This is a genomic window from Coralloluteibacterium stylophorae (genome assembly GCF_018122625.2).
Taxonomy (GTDB): Bacteria; Pseudomonadota; Gammaproteobacteria; order Xanthomonadales; family Xanthomonadaceae; genus Coralloluteibacterium; species Coralloluteibacterium stylophorae.
On record NZ_JAGQFT020000003.1, the window covers coordinates 328,070 to 347,942 of the forward strand.

18 protein-coding genes and 1 tRNA gene are annotated in these 19,873 nt (G+C 71.6%); 8 read left to right on the top strand and 11 right to left on the bottom strand.

Annotated elements, in window-relative coordinates:
* Window positions 1-5 precede the first annotated feature (5 nt).
* Together KB893_RS06370 and KB893_RS06375 are read right to left on the bottom strand one after the other, a co-directional pair.
* Window positions 6-1,610, bottom strand: coding sequence for a hypothetical protein (locus KB893_RS06370; RefSeq protein ID WP_213173558.1), 1,605 nt, complete (start codon window positions 1,608-1,610; stop codon window positions 6-8).
* A gap of 80 nt (window positions 1,611-1,690) precedes the next feature.
* A complete protein-coding gene (locus tag KB893_RS06375) occupies window positions 1,691-3,874 on the bottom strand; it encodes a RelA/SpoT family protein (RefSeq protein ID WP_211926284.1) in 2,184 nt (727 codons plus the stop codon).
* 74 nt (window positions 3,875-3,948) lie between these two features.
* On the opposite strand from KB893_RS06375, the gene KB893_RS06380 reads away from it, so the two are divergent.
* Window positions 3,949-4,434, top strand: coding sequence for a hypothetical protein (locus KB893_RS06380; RefSeq protein ID WP_211926285.1), 486 nt, complete (start codon window positions 3,949-3,951; stop codon window positions 4,432-4,434).
* A 16-nt stretch (window positions 4,435-4,450) separates the two neighbouring features.
* On the opposite strand, the gene hrpA is transcribed toward KB893_RS06380, so the two are convergent.
* Entirely contained in the window at window positions 4,451-8,338 is a 3,888-nt protein-coding gene (gene hrpA / locus KB893_RS06385) for an ATP-dependent RNA helicase HrpA (RefSeq protein ID WP_211926286.1), read from the bottom strand.
* 87 nt (window positions 8,339-8,425) lie between these two features.
* Here hrpA and KB893_RS06390 point away from each other — a divergent pair, with 87 nt between their 5' ends.
* From KB893_RS06390 to recQ, 3 genes are all read left to right on the top strand, one after another.
* Complete coding sequence (locus tag KB893_RS06390; protein WP_211926287.1) at window positions 8,426-8,941, top strand: Dps family protein; 516 nt, start codon at window positions 8,426-8,428, stop codon at window positions 8,939-8,941.
* Between the two features lie 194 nt (window positions 8,942-9,135).
* The gene (locus tag KB893_RS06395; protein WP_211926288.1) at window positions 9,136-11,367 is read left to right on the top strand and encodes a S8 family serine peptidase; all 2,232 of its coding nucleotides are present in this window, start codon (window positions 9,136-9,138) and stop codon (window positions 11,365-11,367) included.
* A 111-nt stretch (window positions 11,368-11,478) separates the two neighbouring features.
* On the top strand, window positions 11,479-13,287 hold the full coding sequence (recQ, locus tag KB893_RS06400) for a DNA helicase RecQ (protein ID WP_211926289.1): 1,809 nt from the start codon (window positions 11,479-11,481) through the stop codon (window positions 13,285-13,287).
* A gap of 3 nt (window positions 13,288-13,290) precedes the next feature.
* Here recQ and KB893_RS06405 read toward each other — a convergent pair whose 3' ends face one another.
* Window positions 13,291-13,527 (bottom strand): hypothetical protein, encoded by a 237-nt coding sequence (locus KB893_RS06405; RefSeq protein WP_211926290.1) that lies wholly within the window; start codon window positions 13,525-13,527, stop codon window positions 13,291-13,293.
* 167 nt (window positions 13,528-13,694) lie between these two features.
* Window positions 13,695-13,943 carry a hypothetical protein gene (locus tag KB893_RS06410; protein ID WP_211926291.1) on the bottom strand — a complete coding sequence of 83 codons (249 nt, stop codon included), beginning with the start codon at window positions 13,941-13,943 and terminating at the stop codon, window positions 13,695-13,697.
* 297 nt (window positions 13,944-14,240) lie between these two features.
* Between KB893_RS06410 and KB893_RS18795 the strand changes: the two genes are divergently transcribed.
* From KB893_RS18795 to KB893_RS06425, 4 genes are all read left to right on the top strand, one after another.
* The gene (locus tag KB893_RS18795; protein WP_377731152.1) at window positions 14,241-14,363 is read left to right on the top strand and encodes a hypothetical protein; all 123 of its coding nucleotides are present in this window, start codon (window positions 14,241-14,243) and stop codon (window positions 14,361-14,363) included.
* Window positions 14,336-14,530, top strand: a complete 195-nt coding sequence (locus KB893_RS06415; protein ID WP_377731154.1) for a type II toxin-antitoxin system RelE/ParE family toxin — start codon at window positions 14,336-14,338, stop codon at window positions 14,528-14,530. The genes KB893_RS18795 and KB893_RS06415 overlap by 28 nt, the downstream gene beginning before the upstream one ends.
* Window positions 14,531-14,540: 10 nt before the next feature.
* On the top strand, window positions 14,541-14,846 hold the full coding sequence (locus KB893_RS06420) for an addiction module antidote protein (protein ID WP_211926292.1): 306 nt from the start codon (window positions 14,541-14,543) through the stop codon (window positions 14,844-14,846).
* A gap of 68 nt (window positions 14,847-14,914) precedes the next feature.
* Entirely contained in the window at window positions 14,915-15,388 is a 474-nt protein-coding gene (locus KB893_RS06425) for a site-specific integrase (RefSeq protein WP_211926293.1), read from the top strand.
* A 22-nt stretch (window positions 15,389-15,410) separates the two neighbouring features.
* Here the strand turns inward: KB893_RS06425 and KB893_RS06430 are convergent.
* From KB893_RS06430 to tolB, 6 genes are all read right to left on the bottom strand, one after another.
* Window positions 15,411-15,486: transfer RNA gene (locus tag KB893_RS06430), tRNA-Lys, on the bottom strand.
* A gap of 72 nt (window positions 15,487-15,558) precedes the next feature.
* The gene (gene queC / locus KB893_RS06435; protein WP_211926294.1) at window positions 15,559-16,233 is read right to left on the bottom strand and encodes a 7-cyano-7-deazaguanine synthase QueC; all 675 of its coding nucleotides are present in this window, start codon (window positions 16,231-16,233) and stop codon (window positions 15,559-15,561) included.
* Between the two features lie 52 nt (window positions 16,234-16,285).
* Window positions 16,286-16,990 carry a 7-carboxy-7-deazaguanine synthase QueE gene (gene queE, locus KB893_RS06440; protein WP_211926295.1) on the bottom strand — a complete coding sequence of 235 codons (705 nt, stop codon included), beginning with the start codon at window positions 16,988-16,990 and terminating at the stop codon, window positions 16,286-16,288.
* Window positions 16,991-17,068: 78 nt separating this feature from the next.
* Entirely contained in the window at window positions 17,069-17,917 is an 849-nt protein-coding gene (ybgF, locus tag KB893_RS06445) for a tol-pal system protein YbgF (protein WP_211926296.1), read from the bottom strand.
* A gap of 26 nt (window positions 17,918-17,943) precedes the next feature.
* Entirely contained in the window at window positions 17,944-18,453 is a 510-nt protein-coding gene (gene pal / locus KB893_RS06450; protein WP_211926297.1) for a peptidoglycan-associated lipoprotein Pal, read from the bottom strand.
* Between the two features lie 87 nt (window positions 18,454-18,540).
* Entirely contained in the window at window positions 18,541-19,857 is a 1,317-nt protein-coding gene (tolB, locus tag KB893_RS06455) for a Tol-Pal system beta propeller repeat protein TolB (RefSeq protein WP_211926298.1), read from the bottom strand.
* Window positions 19,858-19,873: the final 16 nt, after the last annotated feature.

Below are 19,873 nucleotides of genomic sequence, written 5' to 3' on the forward strand. Positions count from 1 at the left end.
GGCGGTCAGCGCCCGGGCAGCGGCGCGGCCTGTTCGAGCCGCGCGTACAGCGCGGGAAGCGCGCTGCTGTCGGGATCGAGCTGGCGCGCGGCGTCGGCCGCGCGCCGCGCCGCGCCGAGTTCGCCCGCGCCGAGCCGTTCCTCGGCCACCGCCCGGTAGCGCGCGGCGAGGCGGTCGCGCCAGCCGGGCAGTCGCGGATCGCCCGGATCCAGGGTCACTAGGGCATCGAGGCAGGCGGCGGCGCGGCCGAGGCTGTTGGCGGTGAGTTCGTTCTCGTAGCAGCGGATCGCCGCGGGGCGCAGGTCCGCCAGCGCACGCGCCACGCGCGGGTCGTCCGGCGCTGCGGCCTGCGCGGCGCGCAGCTTGTCGAACGCGCTGTCGCCGGGCGGGTCGACGAGATCGCCGTTGCGCATCGCCCGCCGCGCGTCCTCGAGCAGGTCGTCGACCCGGCGCGGATCGGCGCCGGCGACGGCGGCCGCGTCCTCGCCCCGCGCGCGGGAACGCAGCACCCGCTGCTCGGCCTCGCGCAGGCGCGGCAGGTCCGGCGCCAGTTCGCGCGCGGCGGCGAGCTCGGCCTCGGCCAGGTCGAAGCGGAAGTCGGCGGCCGCACGTTCGGCGCGCGCGGCATAGGCCGCCGCCACCCGCGCCAGCCCGCGGGCGGCGCGCCGGGCATCGCCGCCGGCATCGCGGGCGTTCTCGTAGCCGGCGCGTGCGCGATCGAGGTGGCCGGCCTGCAGGGCCTGGTCGGCGCTGCGGAAGTAACGCGTGCCTTCGCGGTTCTGGGCCTGCTGCAGCTCCGCCAGACGCGCGCGCGCCGCCGGCAGGCCGACATGGGCCGGGTCGGCCTCCGCCACCCGCTCCACGAGCGCCTCGGCCGCCGGCAGGTCGCCGGCCGCCATCTCGGTCTCCGCCTGTTGCAGCAGACCGGCAAGGACCTCGTTGCGCCCGGCGGCCGCGACCGCGCTGGCGCCATCGTCCTGCAGCGCGTCCTCGTACAGCGCCAGCGCGCTGTCGTCGCCACCGGCCAGATGTCCGGCGCGCTGGGCGTCGCGTGCCGCCTCCAGGCTCGCCGCCGTATCCTGCCCCTGCGCATCGCGTCGGCGCAGTTCCTCGTCGAGCGGCTGCAGCTCGGCGGCGGGCAGGGCCAGCGAGCGTGCCAGGGCGAGCGCATCGCGCGCGGCATCTACGTCGTCGCGGGCCAGGGCCTCGCGGGCGCGCACCAGCGCCGCCTCGCCGACCCGGCGCAGGCCGTCCCGCGCCTCGCGGTGGTCGGGCTGCAGGGCGAGCACGGCGGTGTAGAGCTCGCGCGCGCCACGCCCATCGGGCGCGCTCAGCCGACCCTCGGCGAGGGCCGCATCGGCCTGGCCCAGCAACCGGTTCTGCTGCGGCTCGGGAAACAGCCGCGCCGAGATCGGCTCGCGCCAGAGATAGAGGGTGCTCGCCCCGGCCACCAGGACGACCGCCGCGAGCGCAAGCCACGGCCCTCCGCCCGCGCGCTGCCGGCGGCGGACCTGGCGCCCGCCGCCGGCGGCGCGCGGGCGGCGGTGGAGATCGTCGAAGTCCTCGGAGGCCGGATGGCGTCCGATGCGCGGTTCGCGGCGTTCGTTCACGGCACTGCGGGCAGGAGGCGGGGCTGCATCCCGTCGAGCATAGCCGCGCGCCATGAATACGGCTTCACCATGCTCCGACCTCAGCGGGTCTCGACGCTGCGGCGCGCCTCGGTGACGCCCGGCACGGAGGCGAGCTTGCCGAGCAGGCGGCCGAGCTGGTCGTAGTCGCTCACCTTCAGGGTGAAGCGCAGTTCGGCGCGGCCGCGGCCGTCGTCCACGCGCGTGTTGACGCCGAGCACGTGGGCGCCCTCCTGCGCGATCAGGTTGGACAGGTCCTTGAGCAGCCATTTGCGGTCGACGGCGCGGACCAGCACGTCGGCGCTGTAGCTCGACATGCCACGAAGCCCCCAGTCGACAGGCAGGACCCGCTCCGGATGGCGCGCCGCCAGCCGCAGCAGCGCCGGGCAGTTCTCGCGGTGGATGCTGACTCCGCGTCCGCGGGTGAGGTAGCCCACGATCGGATCGCCGGCCACCGGCTGGCAGCATCGCGCCAGCTGGGTCAGGAGGTTGCCGACGCCCTCGACGGTGAAACGGTCCGAAGGCCGCGGCGGCCGCACCCGACGCTCGGGCAATCCCGTCTCCGCCCTCGCGGCCTCGCCCTTCGCGGCCGCGGCCTGCTCCTGCGCATGCTCGTGCAGGGCACGTCCGATCTGGCTCGGACCGACGTCGCCGAGCGCGACCAGCACCAGCAGGTCGTCCACCGAGTCCGCATGGAACCGCGGCAGCACCGGCGCCAGGTCCGCGCCCAGCAGGGCCAGGCGGCGCAGCTCGCGATCCAGGAGGTCGCGCCCGGCGGCGACGTTGCGCGCGCGGTCGAGCTTGTGGAACCAGGCGCGGACCTTGTCGCGCGAGCGCGCGCTGACCAGGTAGCCGTTGGCGGCGACCAGCCAGTCGCGGCGCGGCGAGGACACCTTGCCGGTCATGATCTCGACCCGGTCGCCGCTGGCCGGGGCGAAGTCCAGCGGCACGATGCGGCCGTTGACCTTGGCGCCGATGCAGCGATGCCCGACCTCGGTATGCACGTGGTAGGCGAAGTCGAGCACGGTGCCGCCGCGCGGCAGATCGATGACCTCGCCCTTGGGCGTGAGCAGGTAGGTCCGGTCCTCGACCAGCTCGGTCGACAGCCCGGCCAAGAGCGCGCCGTCGTCGCCGGTCGCGGTGGCCTCCTGGTCGCTGGGGTCGAGCAGCCGCCGCATCCAGGCGACCTTGCGCTCGAACTCCGCCGCGCGGCTGCCGCGCCCGCCGCCCTCCTTGTAGCGCCAGTGCGCGGCGACGCCGAGCTCGGCCTGGGCGTGCATCTCGTGGGTGCGGATCTGCACCTCGAGGGTCTTGCCCTCCGGCCCGACCACGGCGGTGTGCAGGGACCGGTAGTCGTTGCCCTTCGGCTTGGCGATGTAGTCGTCGAACTCGCTGGGGATCGGCACCCAGGTCGCGTGCACCACGCCGAGCGCGGTGTAGCAGGCACCGAGGTCATCGACCAGCACGCGCACCGCGCGGATGTCGTAGAGCTCGCCGAACGGCCGGTTCTTCTTCTGCATCTTCTTCCAGATGCTGAAGATGTGCTTCGGCCGTCCGGCGACGTCCGCACGCACGCCCTGCTCGGCCAGCGCCTCGCGCAGGCGCTGCTTGACGTCCTCGATCCAGGTCTCGCGGGCGGCGCGCTTCTCGTCGAGCAGGCGGGCGATGTTGCGGTAGGTCTCCGGCTGCAGGTAGCGGAAGGCGAGGTCCTCGAGCTCCCACTTGAGCTGCCAGATGCCGAGGCGGTTGGCCAACGGGGCGTGGATGTCGGCGGTGAGCCGGGCGAGCGCCGTGCGCGCCTCCTCGGGCAGCGCGGCGGCCGCGCGCATGCGCGCGAGCTGGCGCGCGAGCAGGATCGGCAGCACGCGCAGGTCGCGCACGATCGCCATCAGCAGCCGGCGCAGGCCTTCCGCGCCCGACTCGGCGTGCTCGGCATGCAGGTCCCAGACCCGGCCCGCGGCGCGCTGGCCTTCGAGCAGGGCCGGCAGCGCCGGCATGTCCGCGACGAGCGCAGGGATCGTGTCCTGGAGCTCCGGCCGCGCGTGCAGGATCGCCGCGGCCAGCACCTCGCGATCCGCGGCGAGCTGCTGCAGCAGGTCGAGCGTAGTCGCCAGTTCCGTCTCCGCATCCGGCGCGGCCGCCGGCGCCGCATCGAGACGCGCCGCCAGCGTCGGCGGCAGCGCGTCCGCGGCGGCCTGTGCGCGCCAGGCGGCGAACGGCGAGGAAGCTGGCGCGGAGGGTGGCATCGGGGCGGAAGACGTTTCGCGGGCTCGGGCGGCGACTACACTAGAACATCCGTCACCGAGTGGAACCGCCGCCAATGCGCCGCCTGCTTTCCGTTTCCCTGGCCCTGTCGTTCGCGTTCGCCGCCGGTGCCGCCGGCGCCCAGCAGTTCACGCTCGAGGGCGAGATGTCGTCCGACGAGTTCGCCGCCGCCGGACTCGACAAGCTGTCCCCGCAGGAACGCGCCAGCCTCGACGCCTGGCTGCGCAGGGAATTCGGACTGCGCGAGGAGCAGGTCCGCGAGGAGGCGCTGGCGCAGGACAAGGAGGAGCGGCGCGGCCTGTTCGAGCGCGACAGCCGCGAGCCGATCGAAAGCAGCCTGCCGGGTACGTTCACCGGCGTGCGCGGGCCGGGCTTCTTCCATCTGGAGAATGGTCAGGTGTGGGAGCGTACCGGCAGCGAAACGCTGACGGTCCGACCGATCGAGAACCCCAGGGTCACGATCAAGCCCGGCATGATCAGCGGCTGGTACCTGCAGGTCGAGGACTACGGCACCACCTTCAAGGTCCGCCGCGTCGAGTGACCGCACGCGGGCGGCCTCAGGCCGCCCGCAGCGCCTCGACCCGTCGCGCCAGGCGCTTGGCCGACACCGCACCGCGGGTGCCGAGTTCCTGGGCGAACAGCGAGACCCGCAGTTCCTCGATGTCCCAACGCAGCCCCTGCCAGTCGGCGCTGCCGGCCTTGCCCGCCGCGCGCGCGGCGTCGAGCGCCTCCACGAACGGCGCGATCTCGAGCATCCGCTGCTGATCGCGCGCCGGGTCGCGCTTCGCCCGCTCGGTACGCAGCAGCATCGCCTGCAGGTAGCGCGGGAACTCGGTCAGCGCCTCGGCCGGCGTCTCGCGCAGGAAGCCGGGATGCACCAGCGCGTCGAGCTGGGCGCGCAGGTCGTCGAGGTTGCCCTTCGCCCAGCCCATCAGCGGCGCCTCCAGGGCCGGGCGCAGTTCGCCCACCGCCCTGAGGATGCTCTCGGCCAGCTCCAGCCGCCGGATCGCCTCCGGGAACAGGGCCTTGCCCGCCTGTTCGCGCCGCGCCTCGAAGGCCTGTGCATCGCGGATGCCGCCGAGGTCGCCGCCCAGCACCGCCGACAGCGCCGCCTCGACGATGTCCGCGCGCAGCTGGTCTGCCGATTCGATGGTCGCGTACAGCAGCCCGGTCTTGGGCGATACCGGCAGCTGCTTGCGCGCCTGCCGGATGCGGTCGTCGAGGGCCAGGGCGAGCAGGCGCCGCACGCCGCCGGGATGCGCGGCCTCGGCGACGGCGCGGTCGGCGAACACCCGCAGCGCCGCCGCGTCGCCGGTGTCCACCAGCGCCGGGAACGCAGGCACGCCGGCATCGCCCGGGATCGAGACCGGGATCGGCTGCTCCGGGAACGCCACCAGCCCCTCCTTCGCCATGCCCTGCGCCGCGTGCGCGGCGAAGGCCCGCTCGGCGTCGGCGGCGAAGCGCGCGCGCAGCGCGTCCAGGTCACGCGACTCGGCGAGTTTCTTCCTGCCGCTGCGGTCGAGCAGGCGGATGTTCATGCGCAGGTGCGGCTCCACCGCGGCGAGGTCGAAGTCGCTCGGCGCGATCGCGGCACCGGTGGCGCGCGCGAGGAAACGCGCGAGCTCGCCCTGCAGGCTGTCGGCGGTCGGCTGCGGATAGGCCTCGGCGAAGGCGCGGGCGAAATCCGGCGCCGGCACGAAGCTGCGCCGCTGCGCCTTCGGCAGGCCGCGGATCAGCGCGGTGGCCAGCTCCGGCACGAAGCCGGGCGCCAGCCAGGTCAGGCGCGCGTCGTCGAGCGCGTTGAGCAGGTGCAGGGGCACGTCGAGGGTCACGCCGTCGTCCTCGCGCCCCGGCTCGAACACGTAGTGCAGCGCCAGCCGCACGTCGCCCAGCGCGAGGAACTTCGGGTAGCGATCGGCCTCGCTGCCTTCGCCGGGCAGCAGTTCCGCAAGCGACCACTGCAGCGACGCCTTCTGCGCGGCGTCCAGGCGCTTGTACCAGGCGTCGAGCGCCGCGGCCGTGTTCATCTCGGCGGGGATGCGGTCGAGGTACCAGCGCGCCTGCCAGTCCTCGTCGGCGACCAGGCCGACGCGGCGCAGCTTGGCTTCTTCCTCGCGCGCCATCGCGAGCGTCTTCAGGTTGCGCTCGAGGAAGGCGGCGCGGGCATTGATCTCGCCGCTGACCAGGGCCTCGCGCACGAAGATCTCGCGCGCCTCGGCCGGGTACAGGCTGCCGTAGTGCACCGGCCGCTTCGGCGCCAGCACCAGGCCGAACAGCGAGACCTGCTCGCTGCCGACCACCCGCCCCTGCGCGCGCGACCAGTGCGGATCGTGATGGCGGCGCTGCAGGAGATGGTCGAGCTCGGCGATCGCCCAGTCCGGTTCGATCGTCGCGTTCATCAGGCCCCAGACGCGCTGGGTGTCGAGCAGCACCGCCGAGAGCATCCACGGCGGCGGCTTCGAGGCCAGCGACGATCCGGGAAACACTTGGTAGCGCCGGCCGCGCGGGCCTTCGTAGAGGCTCTTGTCGGCGCGATGGCCGATCTGGGTGGGCAGGCCGGCAATCAGCGCCCGGTGCAGCTCGGGATACTTCGCCGGCTCCGCGTTCTCGCTCCAGCCCAGCTCGTCCACCAGCAGGTGCAGCTGGCGATGCAGCTCGCGCCATTCGCGCATGCGCAGGAAGCCGAGGAAGCGCTTGCCGCACCAGTCGCGCAGGCGCGACTGGGTCAGTTCCTCGTGCGCCTCGCGGTAGGCGGCCCAGAGATTGAGCACGCCGACGAACTCGCTGCGGGGGTCGTTGAACTGCGCGTGCGCCTGATCGGCCGCCTGACGCGCGTCGGCCGGGCGCTCGCGCGGGTCCTGGATGCCGAGGAAGGCGCAGATCACCAGCGCCTCGCGCAGGCAGCCGTGGGCGCGCGCGGCGACCAGGATGCGCGCCAGCTTGGGATCGACCGGCATCCGCGCCATGGTCCGGCCGATGTCGGTGAGCCGGCGCCCGTCGTCGACCGCACCGAGTTCCGCCAGCTGCTGCCAGCCGTCGGCGACGGCGCGCGGGTCCGGCGCCTCCAGGAAGGGGAAGTCCTCGATCCGTCCCAGGCGCAGCTCGAGCATGCGCAGGATCACGCCGGCGAGCGAGGCGCGCAGGATCTCCGGATCGGTGAACGCGCTGCGCGAGAGGAAATCGGCCTCGCCGTAGAGCCGGTAGCACACGCCCGCGGCGATGCGTCCGCAGCGTCCGGCGCGCTGGTTGGCACTGGCCTGGCTGATCTTCTCGATGTGCAGGCGGTCGAGCTTCTGGCGCGGGCTGTAGCGCTTGACCCGCGCCACGCCCGGGTCGATCACGTAGCGGATGCGCGGCACCGTCAGCGAGGTCTCGGCGACGTTGGTCGCCAGCACGATGCGCCGCTTCGGCCCCGGGTTGAACACGCGGTCCTGGTCACGCGCCGACAGCCGTGCATACAGCGGCAGGACCTCGGTCTCGCGGTACTTGCGCCGCTCCAGCGCCTGGTGTGCCTCGCGGATCTCGCGCTCGCCCGGCAGGAACACCAGGGTGTCGCCGCGCGGGTCTTCGCGGCTGATCTCGTCCATCGCCTGGACGATGGCCTCGGCCATCGAGCGCGGCTCGGTGCCGCCGTCCTCGTCCTCGCCCGCCGCCTCCTCCGGCCCGCGCCAGCGCACCTCGACCGGATAGCTGCGGCCGGCAACGTCGACTACCGGCGCGTCGTCGAAATGCTTCGCGAAGCGCGCGGTGTCGATCGTGGCGGAAGTCACGATCAGCTTGAGGTCGGGCCGGCGCGCGAGCAGCGTCTTCAGGAAGCCCAGCAGGAAGTCGATGTTGAGGCTGCGCTCGTGGGCCTCGTCGACGATGATCGTGTCGTAGGCCGACAGCCAGCGATCCGAGGCGATCTCCGCCAGCAGGATGCCGTCGGTCATGAACTTGACGTGGGTGCGCTCGGACACGTTGTCGGTGAAGCGCACCTGGAAGCCGACGGCACCGCCGATCTCGGTCTGGAGCTCCTCGGCGACGCGTCGCGCCACGGCGCGCGCGGCGATGCGGCGCGGCTGCGTGCAGCCGATCATCCCGGCCACGCCGCGCCCGGCGGCCAGGCACAGCTTCGGCAGCTGGGTGGTCTTGCCGGAGCCGGTCTCGCCGGCGACCACCACCACCTGGTGGCGGCGGATCAGCTCGACGATGCGCGCGGCCTCGCGGGCGACCGGAAGATCCTCCGGGAACGTCGGCGCGGGCACCTGGCCCGCGCGCGCGGCATAGGCGGCGCGCGAGGCGGCCAGCGCCTGCTCGAAGCGTTCGCGCGCACGCGCGTCGTCGCGCGCCTTGCGGCTGGCGCCGCGCAGCCTGAGCAGGCGGCCGCGGTCGCGGCTGAGCGTGGCGTCGAGGTCGTCGGCGGCGGCGCGCACGGAGCTGCTAGCGGAATTCACGATAGACATGTCCGATGGTGGCGATCGGCCGAATTCATTTGGCATGAACGCGCCCGGCCCATAATTCTAAGGTTGCCCCCACCTCCGGAGATCCCCATGGCGAACCCGCAGAAGAAAGTCGTTTCCAAGCTCGAGAAGCCGACGCCGCAGATCCACATCGGGATCGACGAGCAGGCGCGCACGCAGATCGCCGATCTGCTGACCCGGTTCCTCGCCGATACCTACACGCTGTACCTGAAGACCCACAACTTCCACTGGAACGTCACCGGGCCGCATTTCAGCTCGCTGCACAACATGCTCGAGGAGCAGTACAACGAGCTGTGGACGGCCACCGACGAGATCGCCGAGCGCATCCGGGCGCTGGGCGTGTTCGTGCCGGGCTCCGGCAAGCAGTTCTCCGAGCTGTCGTCGATCGACGAGGAGACCGGCATTCCCGACTGGAAGGGCATGCTCACCCAGCTCGTCGAGGGCCACGAGGCCGCGTCGCGCAGCGCCCGGGCGGTGTTCGCGGCCGCCGACGACGCCAACGACCAGCCGACCGCCGACCTGGTCACCGTGCGCATGACCGCCCATGAGAAGACCGCCTGGATGCTGCGCTCGATGCTCCAGTAGGCGCCCGTTCCTGCCGCCCGAAACGCCCGGCTCCGGCCGGGCGTTTTCGTTTTTTGTCATCCGGTGTCGATGGTGTTCAACCCGTGCCACGCAGCCGCGATGCGCCGGCGAAAGCCTGCCCGGAGCGGGTGCTTCATGCCAAGTTCAGGGCTCAGCAACGGCGGCCCCTTCCGCCGTCCCTCGCGGAGACCCTCATGAAGCAGACACGACTTGCGCAGGCGCTGGCCATCGGCCTCGCCATGGGCGCGGGCATCGGCGGAGCCGCTGCCCAGACCGCCCGCCCTGCCGCCGCCGATCCCGCCGAGCGCGTGATCGTGCAGTTCAAGGCCGGCGCCAAGCCGGCGGTGACCTACGCCCTCGCCCGCGAGCGGGCGACGGTCAACCGCAGCCTCGACCGCCTGAACGCCATGGCCGTGACCGTCCCCGCCTCCGCCGTGGAGCGCCTGCGGCAGCGCGCGGACGTCGAGTCGGTACGTACCGACCCGAAGCGCTACCCGCTGGCCGACACCGTTCCCTACGGCATCGACCTGATCGGCGCGCGCGACGTCTGGGACGCCGACCGCGACGGCCAGATCGACGCCGGCGCGCCCACCGGTGACGGCTCCACGGTCTGCGTCATCGACTCGGGCATCGTCGCCGACCATGTCGACTTCGAGGGAGTCGAGCTGCTGGGCGGCTATCCCGACAACTGGAACACCGACGTCTGCGGCCACGGCACCCACGTCGCCGGCACCATCACCGCGGCCCTCAACGACACCGGCGTGGTCGGCGTCAGCCCGGGCGACGCGTCGCTGTTCATCGTCAAGGTCTTCGGCGACGAGACGATCGCCAACTGCGTGTGGAGCTATGCCTCCGACCTCGCCGACGCCGCCTACCGCTGCGCCGATGCCGGCGCGGACGTGGTCAACATGAGCCTGGGCGGCGATTTCCCGGAGCCGATCGAGGAGCAGGCCTTCCAGGACCTGGCCGACGAGGGGATCCTGAGCGTCGCCGCCGCCGGCAACGACGCCAACACCGCCTACAGCTATCCGGCCTCCTATCCGATCGTGGTCTCGGTCGGCGGTGTCGACGCCAACAAGGCGGCCTACACCAGCTCGCAGCGCAACGACGAGGTCGACGTCTCGGCGCCGGCGGTGTCGGTGATGAGCACCTACTACGTCAAGGAAGCCGAGCTGAGCGTCGACGGCAACACCTTCTTCGCCCAGGCCGTGGACGGCACCTTCGAAGGCACCGCCACCGGGACGCTCGTCGACGGCGGGCGCTGTACCGCCTCCGACAGCAGCTGGTCCGGGATGATCGTGCTGTGCGAGCGCGGCGACATCAGCTTCGCCGAGAAGAACAACGCCGTGGTCGCCGCCGGCGGCATCGCCACGATCATCTACAACAACGTCCCCGGCGCCATCGGCGCGACGCTCAACGGCAGCAGCCCGATCCCCGTGCTCGACATGAGCCAGCAGGACGGGCAGACGCTGGTCGCCAACTACCTCGGCCAGACCGCCACCGTCTCGACCATTCCCGAGATCAGCAACGATGCCCTGGCCTACCTGTCGGGCACGTCGATGGCGACGCCGCACGTCGCCGGCGCGGCCGCGGTGCTGATGAGCGCCAATCCGGAGTGGACCAACTACCAGGTCCGCCGCGCGCTGGAGCAGACCGCCGAGGACCTCGGCGAGCCCGGGCGCGACGACCAGTTCGGCCACGGCCTGATCGACCTGCCCGCGGCGCTCGAGCAGTTGCAGACCGACCCGGGCGATCCGGGCCCGGATCCCGATCCGGATCCGGAGCCCACCGACCGCACCGAGCTCGAGAAGAACGTGCCGGTCACCGGCCTGTCCGCGGCCACCGGCGAGACGCTGGGCTTCTACGTGGAAGTGCCGGTCGATGCCTCGGACCTCGAGATCGTGATGTCGGGCGGCACCGGCGATGCGGACCTGTACGTCCGCTTCGGCGACGAGCCGACCGCGACCTTGTGGGACTGCCGGCCCTATCTCGGCGGCAACAACGAGGTCTGCAGCTTCGAGGCGCCGGAAGCCGGCACCTACTATGTCGACGTCACCGCCTACACCGCGTTCAGCGGCGTGAGCCTGGTGGCGCGCTACCTGGAGCCCGGCGATCCGATCCCGGTCGAGGACGGCGAGCTGGTCCGCGACCTCTCCGGCGCCGCCGGGGACGAGCTGGTCTATACGGTGGAGGTGCCGGCCGGCGCGTCGCGGCTGCGGGTCATGACCTCCGGCGGCAGCGGCGATCTCTCGCTGTACGCGGCGGCGGGCGAGGAGCCGACGCCGGACGACTACGACCATGCGTCGATGCGCCCGGGCAACAACGAGATCATCACCATCTCGTCGCCGGCCGCAGGCACCTGGTACTTCAAGGTGGTCGGCGAGCGCGCGTTCGCCAGGGCGACGTTCCGCGCGACCATCGACTGAGCCAGCGGCGAATCCCCACGCGAAAAGCCCCGGCCATGCCGGGGCTTTTTCTTGCGCGCGACGCCGCGCGGCCGCGGCGGCCGTGGACATGCCGCTGGTACCCTAGTCAGGATGCAGGACACCCCCCACGAGATCCTCCGCGGCGTCTTCGGCTACGACGCCTTCCGCGGCCAGCAGGCCGACGTGGTCGAACACGTGGTCGCGGGGCACGACGCCCTGGTGCTGATGCCGACCGGTGGCGGCAAGTCGCTGTGCTACCAGATCCCCGCGCTCGCCCGCTACGGCACCGGCATCGTCGTCTCGCCGCTGATCGCGCTGATGCAGGACCAGGTCGAGGCGCTGGAGCAGGTGGGCGTGGCCGCGGCCTACCTGAACTCCTCGCTCGAGGCCGGGCGCGCCGCGGAGGTCGAGGCGCGGCTCCTGGCCGGCGAGCTCGACCTGCTGTACGTGGCGCCCGAGCGTCTGCTGACCGGCCGGTTCCTGGCCCTGCTCGACCGGATCGCGATCGCGCTGTTCGCGATCGACGAAGCGCACTGCGTCTCGCAGTGGGGCCACGACTTCCGCCCCGAGTACCGCAGCCTCAACATCCTGCACGAACGCTGGCCGGAGGTGCCGCGGATCGCGCTGACCGCCACCGCCGACCCGCCGACCCAGCGCGAGATCGCCGAGCGCCTGGACCTTGTCGAGGCGCGCCACTTCGTCAGCTCCTTCGACCGTCCCAACATCCGCTACCGCGTTGTGCAGAAGGCCAGCGCGCGCCGCCAGCTGCTGGGCTTCCTCGAGGACCACCGCGGCGAGGCCGGGATCGTCTACTGCCTGTCGCGCCGCAAGGTCGAGGAGACCGCGCAGCTGCTGCGCGAGCAGGGCTACCACGCCCTGGCCTACCACGCCGGGCTCGATTCCGGCGTCCGCGCCGCCAACCAGCGCCGCTTCCTGCAGGACGAAGGCGTGGTGGTGGTGGCGACCATCGCCTTCGGCATGGGCATCGACAAGCCCGACGTCCGCTTCGTCGCGCACATGGACCTGCCCAAGTCGCTGGAGGGCTACTACCAGGAGACCGGGCGTGCCGGCCGCGACGGCCAGCCGGCCCAGGCCTGGCTGTGCTACGGCCTCAGCGACGTGGTCCTGCTCAAGCAGATGATCGAATCCGGAGACGCCGGCGAGGATCGCAAGCGCGTGGAGCGCGGCAAGCTCGACGCCCTGCTGGGCTACTGCGAGAGCACCGGCTGCCGCCGGCAGACGCTGTTGGCCGCGTTCGGCGAAACCTACCCGCAGCCCTGCGGCAACTGCGACAACTGCCTGGATCCGCCGGAGACCTGGGACGCCACCGTCGCCGCGCAGAAGGCGCTGTCCTGCGTGTACCGCAGCGGCCAGCGCTTTGGCGCCACGCATCTCATCGACGTGCTGCGGGGTGCCGACACCGAACGCATCCGACAGTTCGGCCACGACCGGCTCAGCACCTACGGCATCGGCGAGGACCTCGATGCCAACCAGTGGCGCAGCGTATTCCGGCAGCTGGTGGCGGCCGGCTGCCTCAGCGTGGATGCCGAAGGCCATGGCGCGCTGCACCTGACCGAGGCGGCGCGGCCGGTGCTGCGCGGCGAGACGACGCTGTCCCTGCGGCGCGACATCGTGCGTACCCGCGACCGCAGCCGCGCCGCACGCGTCGACAGCGGGCCGCGACTGGATCCCGCCGACACCGCGGTGTTCGAGCGGCTGCGGGCGCTGCGCGGACGGCTGGCCAAGGAGCAGAACGTCCCCGCCTACGTGATCTTCCACGACGCCACCTTGCGCGCCATCGCCTTCTCGCGTCCGGCCCGGCTGAGCGAGCTGGCCGGCATCGACGGCGTCGGCAGCAGCAAGCTGCAGCGCTACGGACAGGCGGTGCTCGACGCCCTCGTCGAGCCGGACCCCTCCTAGCCGCTATACCAGCCCGCGGGCCATCCTGCGGCCCACGCCCATGCCGTAGGCGATGGCGAGCCCCTCGCTCTCCACCGGCACGTCGGGCTCGGTATGCGTCAGCCGTGCCCCGGTGTCGGCGAAGTCGACCTGCGCGGTGACGCGCCAGGCGCTGGGGGCATTCGACGCAGGCTCCGCCAGCACCTCGATGGTGTAGCCGTCGTGCGATTCCGAATCGTAGGGGATGGGACTGGGATGCATGGCGCTCCTCCGCGTGGGACCGGGTTGCAGACCGAGCCGGATGACGCGTCCGCGTCGGCGGGGCGAAACTGAGGGCGTCCGGCTCAAATCGTCGTGAAAGGTCGGACTCACGACCGCACGGGACGGGCACATCCGCCGCCGGCCGTGCACCGACGGGATCCATGCGATCAGGCGCGGCGCCCGCCGCCCGATGCCAGCTCGCGGGCGGCCTCGACGAAGGCCCAGTGCATGGCGCTGCGCGCATCGTCGAACCGGAGCACGACCGGGTGCGTCAGCGGGTGCGCCGCTGCGCTCGGCGGATGGATCGAATAGAACACCTTCCAGCACCGGGAAGCGGCCGGCACCGCGGTGACCACGACGACGGCGCCGAGGACGGTCTCGATCGCGGTCTGCGCGGTTGCCGGAGGTGCACCCATCGCGCCTTGTCGCACACCCGCCGTGATCGACGTCCTCACGCGACGGCGACGTCCGGCCAGCCGTGCGGCCGGGCCGCGCCGGCCAGCGAGCGATGGTGGGTCGTCCGAGATTCGAACTCGGGACCAGCGGATTAAAGGGTCGTCGAACTTTGCTGACGGTTCAGACGGTCAGATCTGCGGCCATTTGTGAGCGACCCCGGCTAAGTCACTGTCTCGCCAGAACCCGCATACGCGATTTCGGGAGCCTTCGGCATCCGCTGGGCTTGCGCAACGTATCCATTAGGATACACTGGCCGCATGATCGACGTGCAGACGACCACCACCTTCACCGACTGGCTCGGCAGCCTGCGTGACCGCAAGGCTCGCGCGATCTCCTCGGCCGGATCGAGCGCGTGCGCCACGGCCTGCTGGGGGATGTGAAGTCGGTCGGCGACGGCGTCAGCGAACTGCGCGTCGATCACGGCCCCGGCTTCCGCGTCTACTTCACCCGCCGCGGCTCCGAAATCGTCATCCTGCTGTGCGGCGGCGACAAGTCGTCGCAGCGGCGCGACATCGCGGCGGCTAAGACGCTCGCCGCGCACCTGTGAGGCTCCCACCATGACCAAGACCGAAACCCGTCCTTTCGATGCCGCCGAGTTCCTCGACACTGACGAGGCGGTCGCGGCGTACCTGCAGGACGCGCTGGAATCCGGCAGCGCTGAAGTGTTCCAGACCGCGTTGCAGACTGCCGCCCGCGCGCGCGGCATGACAGAGGTCGCCAAGGCGTCCGGCCTCGGTCGGGAGAGCCTCTACAAGGCGCTCCGCCCCGACGCGCACCCACGCTTCGACACCGTGCAGCGTGTCCTGGCGGCGCTGGGAGTGAAGCTGACCGCCGAACCCGCGCCGGTCGCCCGTAGCGCCTGAACGAGAAAACCCCGCCGAAGCGTGGTTCTCGCCGGTGTCATCCCGGAAGGTGCCGGCCCCTGCGCGGCATGGAGGCGGCCACGCTGACAGGCGCCAACGCGACCGCCGATCGCATCGACAGCAATCGCCGCAAGGGCAGCGCGGACAACGTCACCGAGTGGACGCAGGAGCTGCGCCAGACGCGGGACGCGCTCGTCGTTATGCGCGCCGCAACGATGCAGCGGCACGCGCGCCCGGTGCCGCTGCAGCCGGCGGCCCGAGCGATCGTGGTCGGCCAGGACGGCAACCCGTTGCCGAAGTCGAGCCTCGACACCGCCTTCCGGCGCTTCATGCGCCTTGCAATGCAGGAAGGCGTGATCGCTGCGGACGAGCGCTTCAGCCTGCACGGCATCAAGCATCCCGCCATCACCGACAGCGCCGACAAGCGCGCCGGCGGCCATTGGACGGAAGCCATGCGGCAGCGCTACGACCACGAGCTGCAGGTGTACGACGCCCCGAAGGGCCTCGAAATTTCGGGAGAATTTTCGGGAAAAGGCACCTAGAGCAGCGCAACCCGTTGATTTATGGTGGGTCGTCCGAGATTCGAACTCGGGACCAGCGGATTAAAAGTCCGATGCTCTACCGACTGAGCTAACGACCCAGGTGCTGCAGCGCCCGCGGCGCGCGGGGCCGGGGATTCTACCGCATGCGCCGCGCGCGGCGCAGGCCCGGATCAGGCGTAGCGGGTCGGATCGGCCACGCCGGCGGCCGCGAAGCCCTCCGCGCGCAGGTGGCAGGCGTCGCACCGGCCGCAGGCGCGGCCTTCGGCATCGGCGCGGTAGCACGACACCGTCTCGGCGAAGTCCACGCCCAGGCGCAGGCCCTCGCGCACGATCTCGGCCTTGGTCATCGCGATCAACGGCGCGCGCACGTGCAGCGCGTTGCCCTCGACGCCGGCCTTGGTGGCCAGATTGGCCAGGCGCTCGTAGGCGGCGACGAATTCGGGGCGACAGTCGGGATAGCCGGAGTAGTCGACCGCGTTGACCCCACAGTAGATGTCGCCCGCGGCCAGCACCTCGGCCCAGCCCAGCGCCAGCGACAGCATGATCGTGTTGCGCGCGGGCACGTAGGTCACCGGGATGCCCGGCGCGCCGTGCGCCGGCACCTCGATGTCGTCGGTCAGCGCCGAGCCGCCGATCGCGCGCAGGTCGATGGAGACCGTCTTGTGCGCGGCAGCGCCCAGCATCCGCGCCACCCGCCCGGCGGCCGCCAGTTCGGAGGTATGACGCTGGCCGTAGGCGACGCTCAGCGCGTGGCAGGTGAAACCCTGCTCGCGGGCGATCGCCAGCGTCACTGCGGAATCCATGCCCCCGGAGACGAGGACGACGGCGTTGCGGGAAGCGGACATTGCGGCGGAGCTCGGGACGCGGACCCTACAGTCTAGCGCCCGCCGACCGCATTCACCTGCCCTGCGCGTCGTTCCACAGGAGCTTGTGGAGCTGCATCTGGAAGCGCACGTCGAGGCGGTCGGCGACGATCCAGTCGGCGACGTCGACCGGCGCCAGCTGCCCGAAACTCACCGACATCAGCACCTCGCAGCGCGAGGCCAGATCATGCTTGCGCAGCATCGCGCGTGCCCATTCGTAGTCCTCGCGGCTGCAGAGGACGAACTTGACCTGGTCGTGCGGGGCGAGCAGGCGCAGGTTCTCGAGGCGGTTGCGGTCCATCTCCCCGGAATGCGGCGTCTTCAGGTCGACCACCCGCGATACGCGTGGATCCACCGCGCCGATGTCCAGTGCGCCCGACGTCTCCAGGGAGACGCGGTGGCCGGCGTCGCACAGGCAGCGCAGCAGCGCCAGGCAACGCTTCTGCGCCAGTGGTTCGCCACCGGTGACGCAGACGTGGCGCACGCCGTGCCGCGCCACCTCGGCGAGGACGGCGTCGATCGACCACCACTGCCCGCCGTGGAAGGCGTAGGCCGTGTCGCAGTACTGGCAGCGCAGCGGGCAGCCGGTCAGGCGGACGAAGACCGTCGGCCTGCCGCTGTCGAGCGCCTCGCCCTGCAGCGACAGGAAGATCTCGGTGATCTTCAGCCGCTCTTCCGGCGCGGGCGCGGCGGACCGGCCTGCGGAAGAGGCAGTCGCGGGTGCCGTGATGGTGTTCATGATCGGTCCGTGCTGCGGCTCGCGCGGTGCGCCCCCGTGGCCGGCCAGCCGCGCGGCAGCCGGCGGCGAGGCCGCGGATCAGCCGCCCTGGCGGTCCAGCACCAGGCCGCGGAGGCGTCCGTCGGCGAGCGAGGATTCGGGCGTGCCGGGATATTCGCGGATGACCTCGCGCAGGGTCGCCTCGCCGGCATCGTAACGACCGAGTTCGAGCTGGCAGTAGCCCGTCTTCAGCAGCGCGCCGGGCGCCTTGGGCGACTCCGGATAGCTCGTCACCAGGGTCTGGAACGCCTGCAGCGCGAGCTCGTAGTTCTGGGTGACGTAATACGACTCGCCGAGCCAGTAGTTGGCGTTGTCGATGAGCTCGCTCTGCGGATGGCGCTCGATGAACTCGCGGAAGCGCGTCGCCGCGTCCGCGTACTGCCCCTCCTTGAGCGCGTTGAACGCGACCTGGTAATCGGCGCGCTCGGCCGCGGGATCCACAGGCAGCGCTCCGGCGTCGCCGCCGCCCAGCGCAGAACCCGGAATGACCGACTCGCCGATCCGACGCAGCTCGCCCACCGGCTCGGACTCGCCGGCCGCAGCCGGGCCGGATGCACCCGCGCTCCCTGCGGCTGGATCCGCCGACGCGGCACCCGCACCGCCCTCGAGGCGGCCGATGCGGCTGTCCAGATCGAGATACTGCTGGCGGCCGCGCGTCTGCATCTGCTCGATCTGGTTGCGCAGCTCCTCGACCTGGCCGCGCAGCGACTGCACTTCCGACTGCAGCGTCATGATGCGGTTGACCTGCTCGACCGAGGACTGGCCTCCCGCCTGCTGCTGTTCGAGACGGGCGACGCGGTCGGCGAGGCTGGCGCGCTGTGCGGAAACCGGAGCGGCGGCCATGAAGGCCGCCGCCACGATCGCGACTTGCAGGTGTTTGACGTGCATGACGCTCTTTCTTCGACGCGGCCGGATCAGCGCGCGGTGTAGACGATCTCGACGCGACGGTTCTGCTGCCAGCAGGACTCGCTCGACTCGGTGCAGACCGGACGCTCTTCGCCGTAGCTGACGACGTTGAGCTGCGCGGCCGAACCGCCCGCACCCTGCAGGGCCGAGCCGACGGCGTTGCCACGGCGCTCGCCGAGACCCAGGTTGTACTCGCGGCTGCCGCGCTCGTCGGCGTTGCCCTCGAGGGTGACGCGGGACTGCGGACGGTCACGCAGGTACTTGGCGTGGCAGTTCATGATCTGCTGGAACTCGGGACGCAGGGTGTCCTGGTCGAGGTCGAAGTAGACCACGCGCTGGCGCAGGCAGGCGTCGGTGTCCAGGTCGGCGGGGGTGTAGACGCCGGAGGTCGCGGGAGCCGTGGCGGTCGGCGGCGGAGCGACGGTCTCGGTCGGCGCTTCCTCACGGACCTTCTTGGCACAGGCGCCGAGCGACATGACGACCGCTGCGGCGAGCAGAACGCGGGTGGTGGTGTTCATTGTGGTTCCTCGGGTGATCGGATGCAGTTCTAGATTTTGTGGTGGCCCGTCCTAAACAACCGTGCGACAACGGCCGTGACCGGTCCGTCAGCGCTGCCTAAACGGCGACCAGGCGGGCTCCCGGACATCGCCATCGGCAAGAACCAGACGCTGCCGCACGCGCCCGTCGGCGGATACGGCATACAACACTCCACGACCCTGATCCCGGGCCGCGTACAGAATCATGCTTGCGTTCGGAGCGAAGCTCGGCGATTCGTCCAGATTCCCCGGAGAGAGGGTCTGCCAGCGCCCCTGACCACCGCCACTGCGATCCATCAGCGCAATACGATAAACGTTGCCCGAGCCCTGCGCCACAGCGATTTTGGCGCCGTCGAACGAGACCGTGGCATCGGCGTTGTAGCTGCCCTCGAAGGTCACGCGGGACGCGTCGCCGCCGCCGGCCGGGACCTGGTAGATCTGCGGCTTGCCGCCCCGGTCGGAGGTGAAATAGACCGCGCGGCCGTCCGGCGACCAGGTCGGCTCGGTGTCGATCGACCAGTGGTTGGTGAGCTGGGTCAGCGAGCGGCTGCCGAGGTCCATGACGTAGATCTCGGGATTGCCGGTGCGCGACAGGGTCAGCGCCAGGCGGTTGCCGTCCGGCGAGAAGGACGGTGCGCCGTTGATGCCGCGGTAGCTGGCCAGCACCTCGCGGGCGCCGGTGGTGATGTCCTGGATGTAGATCGAGGAGTTGCCGCGCTCGAAGCTGACGTAGGCCAGGCGCTTGCCGTCCGGGCTCCACGAGGGCGACAGCAGCGGCTCGCGCGAGCGCACGACCGTCTGCGGGTTGTAGCCGTCGGAGTCGGCGACCACGAGCGCGTAGTTGATGTTCTGGCCGGTGCCGCTCGCGGTGATGTAGGCGATCCGGGTCCAGAACGCGCCGCGCACCCCGAGGATCTTCTCGTAGATGCGGTCGGCGATCTGGTGGGCGACGTCGCGCATGCCGCTCGGGCGGCCGCCCAGGGCGACGCCTTCCAGCCGCTCCTGGCGGGCCACGTCGTAGAGTTCGTACTCGACCCGGTAGCCGCCGTCGGGACTGTCGAGGATGCGTCCGACCGCGACGTAGTCCTGCTTGAGCAGGCGCCAGGTCGCGAAGTTGATCTCGGCACCGCGGGTGGGCCGCTCGACCATGTCGCGGTCGCCCAGGGTGCGGAACTGCCCGGAGCGGTTGAGGTCCGCGCTGATCACCGAGGCGATGTCGGTGTCCGGGGCCGCGGTGCCGCCCTGGTACTGCATCGGCACGATGGCGATCGGCAGCGCGGAGGCGGTGCCGCCGACGATGTCGATGTCCAGACCCTGCGCCTCGACGCGGGACGCCGCCATCCAGGGCAGGCAGAGCATGGCGAGGAGGACGACGATGCGTTTCATGCGGCGGGCGTTCCCG